The following is a 12,114-nucleotide window of genomic DNA, read 5'->3' on the forward strand; positions in this document are numbered from 1 at the left end:
GCGAGCCGGCGCGCCGGCGCGCCGGTATCGACTGGGAGGACCGCGAGCGCTCGCGCCTCCCGGTCAGGCGGAGGTGCCGACCCGTCGCCGCTCCCCCACTGGCCTTTCGGGAATGTCGCGCGGGAACAGGAGGAAGCCGACGACGAGCAGGAGTACGCCGCCGATGATGCCGACGAGCGGAACCGTCTGCGTCAAGAGGGTGAGGCGTGACCCGTTGTCCTTGGCGTCCGCGACGTTGTTCGCCACGGTCTCCGGCGTGAAGCCGAAGTCGAGGTCGAGGACCGTCTGGCCGGTCGCGGCCATCTTGCGGATCTGGTGCTCCGTCTGCTTGAGGATCGACCCGGTCGTGGCATCGACCCACATCGTCTTCTCGGTCGTGTACTTCCCGGGATCGGAACCGATGGTGATGTCGCCATCGACGACGTTGACCACGAACCGGTAGACGTGGACGCCGTCCAGATCCTCCTCGCCCGAGAACACCGCAGGCACGGCCTGCCCCGTCAGACCGTCCCAGAACGGGTAGTCCTTCTGCTCGACGTCGAACGGGAACTTGTTCACCAGGCCCTCAACGGCCGTGGCGTCGGCGGGCAGGTACCGCGCGTCGTTGACGGCCAGGGCGGTGACACGATCCGTCGCGAAGTGAGTCGTGCTGGCGCTGATCAGCCGTTCCTGGGGGTCGTCCGCGGAGACACAGTCGGGCGCGTTGCCGTCCGGGTTCTTGACGAGGCAGCTGGAGTTCTGGAACACGACGACGTCGTCGTCGGACTTGGCAGAGTCGGCATGCGTGACGCTCGAGGCACGGACCGGGGTGCTGACGAGGGCGGTGCCGTCGAAGAGCAGCGCCTCGCCGGTGAGGCGCATGACCGAGTTGACGTCGAGCGGTGTCTTCTTCACCTCGCCGGGAGCCCAGAACCTCGCGAGCAGACCAACGACGAGCAGGAAGGACCCGAGAAAGAGCAGGACCATGCTCAACGCTTTGCGCACCGTGACCCCTTTGTCGAAGGCCGGCGCCCCAGAGGGGCCTTCCCGGCATGAATTGCGCGAACTGTACCAGTCAGTAGGGGCTCCGGCAGCGATGTCACGACCGGGGAATCGTCGGTTGAATCCGACTTGTTACCAGCGTTCAGCTGGCCCGCGCCGTCAACTACAGTTCGCCGTTATGACGACCGACGTGGCTGCTGGCCGACGCCGCCTCCTCGCGCTGGACGGCCTGCGCGGCGTCGCGATCGCGCTCGTCGTGTTGTCCCACGGTTGGGCTCTCTGGCCGCTCGATTCGATCAAGGGCATGCCCTTCATCGGGCTCTTCCGCGCCGGCAATATCGCTGTCACCGTGTTCTTCGTCATCGGCGGCTACCTGCTCACCCGAAGCCTGCTGGCCGAGGTCGAGCGGACCGGGAGACTCACTGCCGGCCAGGCCGCGCTGCGCCGCCTCCTGCGGATCAGCGCCCACGTCTACGCCCTGCTCATCGCCCTCGCCATCGTGCATGCGGTCGACGAGACCGATGTCTACCCCGGCACCAGCCTGCGGCAGTCGATCGTCCGGGTGGCGAGCTACACCTGGAACTGGTTCCTGCTCGACAACGCCCTCGTCGCACGCCCGGACCTCGGTCACCTCTGGTACATCAGCGTGTACGTCCACGTGACGCTCCTGCTCATCCTGGTCGTGTGGGTGCTGCGCAAGTACCGCCTCGCCCTCGTGGCGGTCCTCGCCGTGCTGTCCGTCTCCCTCTTCGCCTGGCGCCTGTGGGTCGTGGAGAACGAGGACCTATTCAGCGCCCTGCTCCGAACGACGACCCGGATGGACGCCATGGTCCTGGGTGCGCTGGTCGCCGCGGCGCTGCCGTGGATCCGGCGATGGTCCGTCGCCGCAGCACCCGTTCTCCTGCCAGTCTCAATGGCTGCCCTCGCCGTCCTCATCATGACAACTGGTCATGACGAGTCCTACTTCCGCTGGCCAGGACTCGTGATCAACCTCGCCGCCGTGGCGTTCGTCGTCGGGGTGCTGCACGCGCGGGGCAATCCGGCTTTCCTGAGACCGCTCGAGTGGCGTCCACTGGTCGCCCTCGGCAGTGCCTCGATGGCCATCTACATCTGGCACTTTCCCGTCTTCTGGGCCGTCGCCCGCCACTCGAGCGACTGGTCGTGGCAGCTTCGGACCGGGGTGGGCTTCGCCATCACCGCCGTCGCCGTCCTGGTGGCCCAGCGTGTCGTCGAGACACCCCTCCAGAAGTGGCTGATGGGCCGCTTCGCACAGTCCGCTCCAGCCGAGCGGCAACCACGGCGGGAACCCCACGAGGTGCCCGGGGCCGAGGCATCGGAGGAACCTGCCGACGCAGCCACGTCCTCAACTCCCCGTCTCGCCCAGGACTGAGCCCAGCGGCATACGGCCGTATGCCACTCGGCTCGGTCCAGACGTCAGCCGACCAGCAGGCGTCACTTCCTGCGACGGACTCCGTCGATGCGGGCCAGGATCCGTTGCGCGGTGTCGTCGTCGAGGCCCAGCCGCCGCTTGGCGCGGTCGTAGAGATCGACGACGTTCTTGTCGGCCCAGATGGCAACCCGCTTGACTCCGTCCTGGGGACGTGCGCGATAGTCCGTCGACCGTCGGACGGCCCGCTCCTCCTCGGTGAAGTAGTACAGCGCCATCGATCGGCGGGCGACGTCCTCGGGGCAGACGAGTGGGTCCGGGTGCCCGTGGTAGCTGTCCTCTGACGTCGTGAAGACGAGCATCCGGTTGCCCTTGGGAGAGACCCGTCCCTGGACAGAGCTCATGTCCTTGTCCCAGAGCTCCAGGTGCCCGCCCCATTCGTCCCGCCACTCGTCGTTGAGGTAGAGCAGGATGTTCACGCGTCGAGCCCAGTTCTCGTGCACATGGTGGGTGGAGAAGTCGGCATGGATGTTGAGGTGCCCGCCTCGCAGGGTCTGGTGGAGGCCACCCCCGTCCATCGTCCAGTCCGGTAGCAGCGCCGGGATGCCGGTGAGCTGCTCGAGCCAGGCGACGAACCTCGGTGACACGAATTCCTTTGCCACGGCTGTGAGCGAGTCACCCCAGGTGTCCGGCTGGGTGTTGGCGTACTTCGTCTCGTTGACGTGCAGGTACCCCTTCCAGAACGGATCCCGCGTCGGGGGAAACTCGCGCACGCATCCCGCGAAGGCGTCCCCTGTCAGGACGTCGTCGATGACGATGTGCGGGAACGGCGCCGCCGTCGCGTACTGCGCCGCCTTGGACTCGATCTCCGCAGTGAGGCGATCGAAGTCCACGAGGGGTTCGGAGGTCATGCGCGGAACTATCCCATAGTTGGTTTCCCGCGGGTAACTTGGTGGCCTACACTCTCCCGAGTCGCACGGCGGAAGCCCGGCGGGACGTGGCCGCCGACGTCAGGGAGGTCAACGGTGCTCACCCCTCAGCACGGTCAGCGGTCCCCGTCCCCCAAGCGGGTCGGTGTCCTCGTCGTCGCGTACAACGCCGCGACGACCCTCGCCCAGACGCTCGATCGGCTGCCCGAGTCGTTCATCGCCGGAGTCGACCACATCCTCATCGGCGACGACGCGAGTGAGGACGACACGCACGCCGTCGCGACCGCCTACCAGCGCGGCTCCGAGCTGCCCCTCACGGTCGTGCGCCATCCGGAGAACCTTGGCTACGGCGGGAACCAGAAGGCCGGCTACGAATGGGCGATCTCCCATGGCCTCGACGTCATCGTGCTCCTTCACGGCGACGGCCAGTACGCGCCGGAGGTCATTGAGTCGGTGGTCGACCCGTTGCTCGGTGGAGACGCTGATGCGGTCTTCGGCTCGCGAATGATGACGAAGGGCGCGGCGCGTGCGGGCGGGATGCCCGCGTACAAGTACGTCGGCAACCGCATCCTCACGACGATGCAGAACTCCCTCACCGGGCTGGCCCTCAGCGAGTGGCACTCGGGATACCGGGCCTACCGAGTCGACGCGCTGCACGACATCGACTTCACCTCGTACTCCGACGACTTCGACTTCGACACCGAGATCATCCTCGGCCTGCATGCAGCGGGGAAGCGAATCGTCGAGGTGCCCATCCCGACGTACTACGGTGACGAGATCTGCTACGTCAACGGCATGAAGTACGCCAAGGACGTCACCAAGGACGTCGTCAGCCACCGCCTGCGCCGCATGGGCTTCGGCAGCACGGCGAGCTCCGGAGCGACGGTGGACGCCTACGAGCTCAAGCCGTCGCCCCACTCATCCCACGGACGGCTCCTGGCGTGGCTCGCAGCTCGCGAACCCTCGCGAGTCCTCGACGTCGGGTGCTCCGACGGCAGCTTCGGCGCGCTCGCTCGCGCACGGGGGCACACCGTGGTCGGGGTGGACATCGTCAAACACGATGGCGTCGCGGAACGCCTCGACGGATTCGTCGAGGCAGACCTCAATGCTCCGATGCCGGACACGGGCGAGCGCTTCGACGTCGTCGTGGCGGCCGACGTCCTGGAGCACGTCATCGACCCTGCCCGACTGCTGGGCGAGATCACCGAGAGGCTCCGGCCCGGCGGCACGATCCTGGTGTCCGTCCCGAACTTCGGTCATTGGTACCCGCGCGGCCGGGTGGCAATCGGTCGGTTCGACTATGACCAGCGCGGCCCGCTGGACGAAGGGCACGTGCGCTTCTTCACGCGACGAAGCTTCGAGAAGGTCGTCGCTTCCTGTTCGCTGCGCATCGTGGCCCGTGACACGGTCGGGTCGCCCGTGGACGTGCTCCAACGGGGCCGCGAGGGCACCGCGATAGGGTCGATGGCCAACACCCTCGGCGCGGTTGACCGGGCGGCCACGATGGCGTGGCCGACCCTGTTCGGCTATCAGTTCCTGTACCAGCTGGAGCCCATTTGAGATCAGTCGCACGACAGCGGCGCGAGCTGGTGGCGACCGCCGTCGGGCTGGTCGTGGGCGGCGTCGCGTACTTCCTCGCGCTCTTCGACTACCGCTTCGACCCGACTCGCACCGCCGTGCGGCTCGGGTACGGCTCCAACTTCTTCGACCTCCAGGCCGAGGCCTTCCTCAACGGGAGGATTGACGTCCCCACGGACAGCCTCGGTATCGAGGGCTTCGTCGTCGACGGGAAGACGTACATGTACTTCCCGCCGTTCCCCGCCCTGATCCGGATCCCGGTCCTGCTCGTCACCCGCGCGTTCGACGGGCGGCTGTCCCTCCTCTCGATGGCGGTGGCCTGGGTTCTTTTCGCGGTCATGACCGCCAAGCTGCTGTGGCTGGTGCGCCGCGTCGTGACCCACGGCCGGCCCGTGACCCGCTTCGAGGCGCTCGCTGCGGCGGTGTTCCTCGTCGCCGCAACGGGTGGCACGGTGGTCATCTTCGATGCGAGCCTCCCGTGGGTCTACCACGAGGTCTACGTGTGGGCTGTAGCGCTGGTCGTGGGAGCCCTCTACTGGCTCCTGCGCACCGCAATCGAGCCGAGCCGCGCCAACGCGCTGTGGCTGGCGGGTTTCGCGCTCGCGGCCGGCCTGACCCGGACGCCGGGTGGCTGGGCCATCGCGATCGGTGCCATGACCGTGGGCTTGGCGCTGCGACTGGGGAGGCTCGGCCCCGAGGGACGACGACGCTGGCGCCTCCCGTTCGTCGCCGGGCTCGCACCCCTGGCGGTGGCCATGGGCTACAACCTGGTCAAGTTCGGCCACCCCTACCTCTTCCCGCTCGAGAGGCAGGTCTGGACCAGCGTCAACGCACACCGCCGTGAAGCCCTTGAGGCCAACGGGGGGACGATCACCGGGCTGCAGTTCTTCCCCACGTCGTTCGTCAACTACTTCCGGCCCGACGGCATCCGGTTCGTCGACTACTTCCCGTTCATCACCTTGCCCGGGCAACCGGCCCAAGCGCACGCGGGCGCCTTCCTGGACCAGTCGTACCGGACCGGCAGCGTCACGGCTTTCATGCCGTTGCTCCTGATCCTCAGCCTCGTCGCCCTGCCGTACCTGGCCCGCCGGACCAGGGATCGGCAGCGACGGGCCCTGCGTCCGGTCGTCTTCGCCGGCGTGCTCGTGAGTGGGGGCGTCATGGCCTACGGCTATCTCGCCTACCGCTACACGAGCGAGTTCGTGCCGGGCCTGCTGGTCGCGGGCGCCGTCGGGCTGTGGGCCGCCTGCGAGTTCCTGCTGCGAAGGGGTGGACGGCTGCGCCGGGTGGCCCTGGCAGGCGCGGCGTCGCTCGCGGCCTTCTCGGTCGCTGCCAACATGCTGACGGCCCACGCCTCGGCGGCCATGACGTGGCGCGGCGAGCCCCTGAGGTCCTATGTGGCGAGTCAGCTGGACCACCACGTCCCCTGGACCCAAGGAGTGCGGCGCATGGTCACCCAGTCCGACAGCCTCCCGGCCGAGGGCGTGACCGACCAGCTCCATGTCGTCGGCGACTGCGAGGGGCTCTACCTCCATACCGGTGACGCCTACGAGCCGTGGGTGCTCGTGGAGCGACGCGCCAACGTCGTCGTCGTGGACGTCCAGGAGACCATCCGTCCGGGGCGTACGCCGCTGTTCATCGTCCACGCCACCAAGGACCGTTTCGTCCAGCTCGAGACCAAGAGGGATCACTACGCACGGGTCGTCATCGCCAACGAGGACGGCGACTATGCCGGTCCGTGGTTTCCGGTCTACGGGGGCGGCAGCTTCCGCGTCGGCGTCTCGGTGGCGGGTGACCTCGGCTACGCGGAGGTGACGAGCACGCCGGGCGGGTTCGTCGGGTACGTGCCCTTCACCGAGTGGAACGAGAACTGGGAGGCCCGTCCGGGCACCATCGACTTCGCCTTCCGTTCGCCTCACCGAGCGGTCAAGCAGGGCATCACGCTCCACCGGGAAGAGGGTCTTCCGCTGACCCTGTGCCCGCGGCTGCTCAACGAGGCCGGCTGAGGTGGAGATCACCTTTCTCGCGTGGCGCGACCCGTGGCATCCGGATGGCGGCGGCTCCGAGGTCTACGTCGAGGAGGTGGCGAGGCGACTGGCGGAGCGCGGTCACACGGTCACCATCCGGAGTGCGGCGGACTCAGACCGTCCAGTCCGGGAGACCATCGATGGTGTGGCCCACGTCCGCCGTGGTGGCCGCCTCACGGTGTACCTGCACGGCTTCGCGCACCTGCTCTCCTCGAGTGGCCGACGGGCGGATGTCGTCGTGGACGTCATCAACGGCGTACCGTTCTGGTCGCCGCTCCTGAGGCATCGTGGCGTCGTCGCCCTGGTGCACCACGTCCATCGGGAGCAATGGGCCATCATCTACCCCAACTGGAAGGGGCGAGTGGGCTGGTTCATCGAGTCCCGCCTCACCCCCCTGCTCTACCAGCGGGTGAGCTTCGTGACCGTCTCGCGCCACAGTGCGGACGATCTCGTCGGGATCGGGATCAAGCCGTCGCGAATCACCATCGTCCCCAACGGCCTGGACCAGGCTGTGATCGGTCCGGCCCCGGGCGCACGCTCCGCTACCCCCCGGCTCGTCGTCCTGTCGAGGCTGGTGCCCCACAAGCAGATCGAGCATGCCCTCGGCGTGGTCGCCCGGCTGCGCGGTGAGATCCCGGGGCTCTGTCTCGACATCGTCGGTGACGGATGGTGGCGGGACGAGCTGGTCGCCGAGTCAAGGCGATTGGGGGTGGATGATCTCGTCACGTTCCATGGCCACGTGCCAGAGCCGCAGAAGCAGCTCCTTCTCGCACGGGCCTGGCTGATGTTGTTGCCTTCCGTGAAGGAGGGGTGGGGCATCGCCGTCACGGAGGCGGCGCTGCAAGGCACGCCGACCGTCGGTTACGCATCCAGTGGCGGGCTGGCGGAGTCCATCGAGCACGGCCGGACCGGGCTGCTCGTCGAAGGGCGGGCCGAGCTCGTCTCGGCCACGCGGTCACTGCTGGCCGACCCCGTCACGCGCGATCAGTTGTCTGTCGCAGCCCGGCGTCGGGCACTCCAACTGGACTGGGACGCCACCGCCGATCGGTTCGAGCAGGCGCTGGGAGTCGCGTCGCGCTCAGCGGTCGCCGTAGGTGATGATCTCGTGTGAGGCCGGGTTGACGTCAGGAGGGGCCGTCTGGCTCGACACGAGCCCAAAGATCGCAACGCCGGCGAGCACGGCACCGGCCACGATCGGGCCGACAACCTTGATGAGCATCTTCAACTCCCTCTCTGGGTCCGGGGAAGCATACCAGCGGGTAGCCCACGGAACCGGTTAAGCCTCGACGTGATGCGGTCGGTCACGACCGTGCCTACGGCTGCCGCTGAGACCAGTAGGAGCAGGATGTCGACAGCGGCCACGAGCGCCGTCGTCCACGGTGGCGGCGCGGGCGAGCGTGACCACGGCCCAGGCGTTTCCATCAACACGAACTCTGGTCCGGCAAAGCGGGTGACCACTCCTTCGACGTCGCCGGGGCCCGGCCCCGATCCGACACGGTCACGCTGGATGAGGATCCAGCGCACACCCATATCGGCGAGACGCCGCCCGGTGAGGTGACCTGAGGCAAGGGCGCCGCCCACGGCCGCGGCCCGCGCACTCTCCCCCTCGAGTGTGACGGTCCCGATCCGCAGACGGTCGGACACCATGACGTCGACGTCGAGCCACCGTGATGCGGGGTCGAACACGGGCACCGGCCGCCCCCAGCGATAGATGCGGTACGGCTCCCACGGGAGGGAGACCAGGGCCTCCGGTGTCCCGTCGACGATCCCTGCGATGGCTTCGAGGTCGGCCGGGTACGAGATCGGCCGCACTGTCCGCCACGTCGAGGTCGTGGCATCCGGCAGCGCCACGATCGGCACCGCGATGAGCGCCACAGCAAGGGTCGGGACCAGCGCTGCCGCCCTGACGGAGGCGAACCGCAGGAGCCGGTCGGTCGTCGCCCCCAGTGCCAGTACGGCCAGCAGGACGAATGGCATCAGCAGCTTCTGCCCGTCTCGGATCAGGCCTGCTCCTGGCACCGACTCGACGAGGAGTCGCCCCACCGCCTGGCCCGCCGAGGAGGTCGTCAGCGCGGCCGCAACGAAGGACAGGCCACCGAGGACGGCCAGGCGCAGGCGGGTGCTTTGTCCGAGCAGCCGGCCCAGGCCTGGCCAGCCCAGCGCCAAGCCCAGGACCACCAGGACAGACGAGGCGTGACCGAAGGCACCCACTCGACTGGATGGTGCGCTCGAGGCATCCCAGATCCCGCCCAGGCCGAGCAGGCTCCAGACCGCTCCGCCGGGGCGCTCGGCCCGAGCCGCGAAGGCTGCTACTCCGCGGGGGTCGCTGAGCAGGCCGGCGTCTCCCAGGAGGGTGGGCAGGACCCACGGCAGCTGCATCCCGACGCACACCAGCAGGAGTGGAACCGCCTTGTGGCGGCGGCGATCGAGGCCGATCGCCAGCGCAACGGCCGCGCCGAGCAGGGCTCCTGTCGGCGTGATTGCGGCCAGGGCGAGCGCAGCGATGACTGGTGCGATCGGGCGCCAACCCCCAGCACTCAGGCGATAGTGTGCCGCCGCGCCTGCGAGGGCGAAAGTCGCCGCATAGGCCCAGAGCAGGGCCCACTGGCCGAGGGCCAGGCGCTCGACGACGAAGGGATTCCAGACGGCAAAGCCCGCCGCGGCCATTCTGGCCAGCGGATGGGCGAGGCCCAGCACTCGGTGCGCCGCGGCTCCAGCGAGGACGAGGAGACCGAGCACCGCAATCCGGCTCAGGACGGCTCCACCCACGAGCGCGTCGGCCAGGGACACGACAGCATCGAGCGGAACCGCACGCGCGGGAGCGTCACCCAGACCGAGCCACTCGACTCGCATCGGCTGACGTGGGGTGAAGACGAGGTCCTTCGCCAGTGGGTAACCGGACGAGGTGACCAGTGGCCAGACGAGGACGACCGACAGCGCAAGGACCCACAGGTCGAGCGCGATGCGGACCCGGCGCGAGCTCAGGGCCGGTGAGGTCATCGGCCTCCTTCGGGTGGCTCTACGCTGTGGGCCGACCCACCCTAGTTGACGTGAGGACCACCGTGTCCGGTGAAGACCAGTACCCCAAGTCAGGGACCCCTGCAGGGGCCGCGGCGGGCGGCACCTTCGAGGAGGCGTGGTCGAGGGCGGCGGAGGTGCCGGGATGGCTCACCGAGGCTCAGGCGCGGCGTCTCTGGGACGAGACCTTCAGCCTGGGACAGGGCTCCCATGTCGTCGAGATCGGCTCCCACCAGGGTCGGAGCACGTTGGTGCTCGCCGCTGCCCTGTGCAGCCACGGACAGGGTGGTCGACTGACTGCGGTGGACGCCTTCATGACAGGCCCTCGCTACGGCGGACACCTGGCCCGAGTGGCGCTGGAGCGCAACCTCAGGGTCGCCGGGCTGGAGGGCCCCGTCAGCATCGTTGCGAATCGGAGCAGCGAGGTGCGGGGGACGTGGCAACAGCCGGTTGATCTCGTCTGGGTGGATGGCAAGCACGACTTCTGGACGTGTAGCGACGACCTGAAATGGTCGCGGCACCTCCCGTCCGGCGGCCACATGCTGGTTCATGACGCGTTCTCGAGCATCGGGGTGACGACCGCTCTCCTCGTCCACGTCTTCCCGTCGCGCCGACTGCGTCTCATCGATCGAGTCGACTCCCTGGCCACGCTGGAGGTCGGCCCTCCGGACTGGGGCGATCGGCTCCGATTCCTCAGGCAGCTGCCGTGGTGGTTCCGCAACATCGTCGTCAAGGTCCTACTCAGGCTGCGGATGCGATCACTGACCCGCTTGCTGGGACACCGCGGTCCGGACGACCCCTACTGATCCAACTGATCCGGCTGAGCCATCAGCATGGAGGTTCGCAACCCCCATCACTACTCACCGGTAGGGCGCGCCCCTATTCTCTTCGTGTGGTGGAGCGAGCCGGGCGCAGCCAGACGGTCAAGAGCGGGGTCGTCGTCGCTGTCGCAACGGGCGTCATGAACGCAGCGACCTACGCCTTCACGCTCCTGTGTGCACATGTGCTGGGCCCGGCCGACTACGGCGCCTTCGCGGCGATGCTGGGCCTGGTCATCGTCGTCAACGTCGTCTCGCTCGGGCTGCAGGCAACGGGGGCCCGACGGGTTGCCGCGACCCCGGGCGACCGGCACCTGATCGAGAGCAAGGTGATAGCCACGTCGGTGCGAGCAGGCATCGCCCTTGCGATCGTCTGTCTCGCCTTGTCCCCCGTCATCGCCGCGGTGCTGCAGCTCGATTCCTGGGTCACCGCAGCCCTCTTGGCGGTGCCTGCCTTGTCTTTTGCCATCATGGGCGGACAAGCGGGCATCTTGCAGGGCGAGGGCCGCTGGTTCCCGCTCGCGGTCGTGTTCAGCTCGCTTGGGCTGGCCCGGCTCGGCATTGGTGCCGTCTTCCTCGCGTTCCGACCGGACGCCCTCGGGGCCGTGCTGGGCGGAGTCGCCGTGGCCGCCGTGGTCCCGGTTCTCGTCGGGGCAGCCGCACTGCGACGCGCGAGTGCCCAGGCGGCAGCAGAGTCGCTGCCTCCCGCGTCAGGGCGGTCGCATTCGCGCATCGTTCGAGAGGCAATGATGAGCTCACACGCGCTCCTGGCGTTCTTCGCACTTGCCACGATCGACATCGTCGTGGCAAGGACCGCGCTCGATGCACATCCAGCGGGCATCTACGCGGCGGGGCTCATTCTGGTCAAGGCCGTGCAGTTCCTCCCCCAGTTCGTCACCGTGGTCGCCTTTCCAGCCATGGCCCGGCAGGGCGGGGGCCACCGCGTGCACCTTGGCGGATTGGGGCTCATCCTGCTCATTGGCGGCACCGCGACGATGGTCGTCGGGATCTGGGGCGACCTGGCGCTGCCCTTTGTAGGCGGTGATGCGTACGCCGAAGTCGTGCCGCGCCTGTGGGTCTTCGCCACCATCGGCACCCTTCTCGCGGCCGTGCAGCTTCTCGTCTACAGCGCGCTTGCCCGGGCGCACCACCGAGCCGTGCTCTTCCTCTGGGGCGCGGTGGCGGCCATCCTCGTCTCCACCCCGTGGGTCGACTCGGTCGGACGGCTGCTGATGGTGACCGTGTCGGTTGACCTCGCCCTCCTGCTCGTGCTCCTGTTCGTCACCAGGCTCGGCAGCAGGCGGGCCGCGCCGGACGATCGGCCCGTACGCGCGGCGGCAACGGCCTGAGAGTTTTCACATCGGGCGAGAGCGCGA

At 68.5% G+C, this 12,114-nt stretch carries 10 protein-coding genes; 6 read left to right on the top strand and 4 right to left on the bottom strand.

Annotation, left to right across the window (positions count from 1 at the left end):
* Positions 1–63: 63 nt before the first annotated feature.
* Positions 64–984 carry a PorA family protein gene (locus VIR15_RS04435; protein WP_331926265.1) on the bottom strand — a complete coding sequence of 307 codons (921 nt, stop codon included), beginning with the start codon at positions 982–984 and terminating at the stop codon, positions 64–66.
* A gap of 175 nt (positions 985–1,159) precedes the next feature.
* On the opposite strand from VIR15_RS04435, the gene VIR15_RS04440 reads away from it, so the two are divergent.
* A complete protein-coding gene (locus VIR15_RS04440; RefSeq protein ID WP_331926266.1) occupies positions 1,160–2,371 on the top strand; it encodes an acyltransferase family protein in 1,212 nt (403 codons plus the stop codon).
* A gap of 62 nt (positions 2,372–2,433) precedes the next feature.
* On the opposite strand, the gene VIR15_RS04445 is transcribed toward VIR15_RS04440, so the two are convergent.
* The gene (locus VIR15_RS04445) at positions 2,434–3,279 is read right to left on the bottom strand and encodes a 2OG-Fe(II) oxygenase (protein WP_331926267.1); all 846 of its coding nucleotides are present in this window, start codon (positions 3,277–3,279) and stop codon (positions 2,434–2,436) included.
* Positions 3,280–3,393: 114 nt separating this feature from the next.
* Between VIR15_RS04445 and VIR15_RS04450 the strand changes: the two genes are divergently transcribed.
* Genes VIR15_RS04450 through VIR15_RS04460 form a run of 3 tightly spaced genes read left to right on the top strand, consistent with a single transcriptional unit; the run spans position 3,394 to position 8,013 of the window.
* Positions 3,394–4,857 carry a glycosyltransferase gene (locus VIR15_RS04450; RefSeq protein WP_331926268.1) on the top strand — a complete coding sequence of 488 codons (1,464 nt, stop codon included), beginning with the start codon at positions 3,394–3,396 and terminating at the stop codon, positions 4,855–4,857.
* Positions 4,854–6,881 carry a hypothetical protein gene (locus VIR15_RS04455; RefSeq protein ID WP_331926269.1) on the top strand — a complete coding sequence of 676 codons (2,028 nt, stop codon included), beginning with the start codon at positions 4,854–4,856 and terminating at the stop codon, positions 6,879–6,881. Before VIR15_RS04450 ends, VIR15_RS04455 begins: the two co-directional genes overlap by 4 nt.
* A gap of 1 nt (position 6,882) precedes the next feature.
* Positions 6,883–8,013: a glycosyltransferase family 4 protein gene (locus VIR15_RS04460; RefSeq protein ID WP_331926270.1), complete on the top strand. Its 1,131-nt coding sequence runs from the start codon at positions 6,883–6,885 to the stop codon at positions 8,011–8,013.
* On the opposite strand, the gene VIR15_RS04465 is transcribed toward VIR15_RS04460, so the two are convergent.
* Complete coding sequence (locus VIR15_RS04465) at positions 7,981–8,121, bottom strand: hypothetical protein (RefSeq protein ID WP_331926271.1); 141 nt, start codon at positions 8,119–8,121, stop codon at positions 7,981–7,983. The two genes, VIR15_RS04460 and VIR15_RS04465, sit on opposite strands and share 33 nt — an antisense overlap.
* A 2-nt stretch (positions 8,122–8,123) precedes the next feature.
* A complete protein-coding gene (locus tag VIR15_RS04470) occupies positions 8,124–9,902 on the bottom strand; it encodes an MmpA family trehalose lipid delivery protein (protein ID WP_331926272.1) in 1,779 nt (592 codons plus the stop codon).
* 50 nt (positions 9,903–9,952) lie between these two features.
* Between VIR15_RS04470 and VIR15_RS04475 the strand changes: the two genes are divergently transcribed.
* Positions 9,953–10,726: a class I SAM-dependent methyltransferase gene (locus tag VIR15_RS04475; protein WP_331926273.1), complete on the top strand. Its 774-nt coding sequence runs from the start codon at positions 9,953–9,955 to the stop codon at positions 10,724–10,726.
* Positions 10,727–10,812: 86 nt separating this feature from the next.
* On the top strand, positions 10,813–12,087 hold the full coding sequence (locus tag VIR15_RS04480; protein ID WP_331926274.1) for a lipopolysaccharide biosynthesis protein: 1,275 nt from the start codon (positions 10,813–10,815) through the stop codon (positions 12,085–12,087).
* Positions 12,088–12,114: the final 27 nt, after the last annotated feature.

The organism is Intrasporangium sp. (genome assembly GCF_036566125.1).
Lineage (GTDB): Bacteria > Actinomycetota > Actinomycetes > Actinomycetales > Dermatophilaceae > Intrasporangium.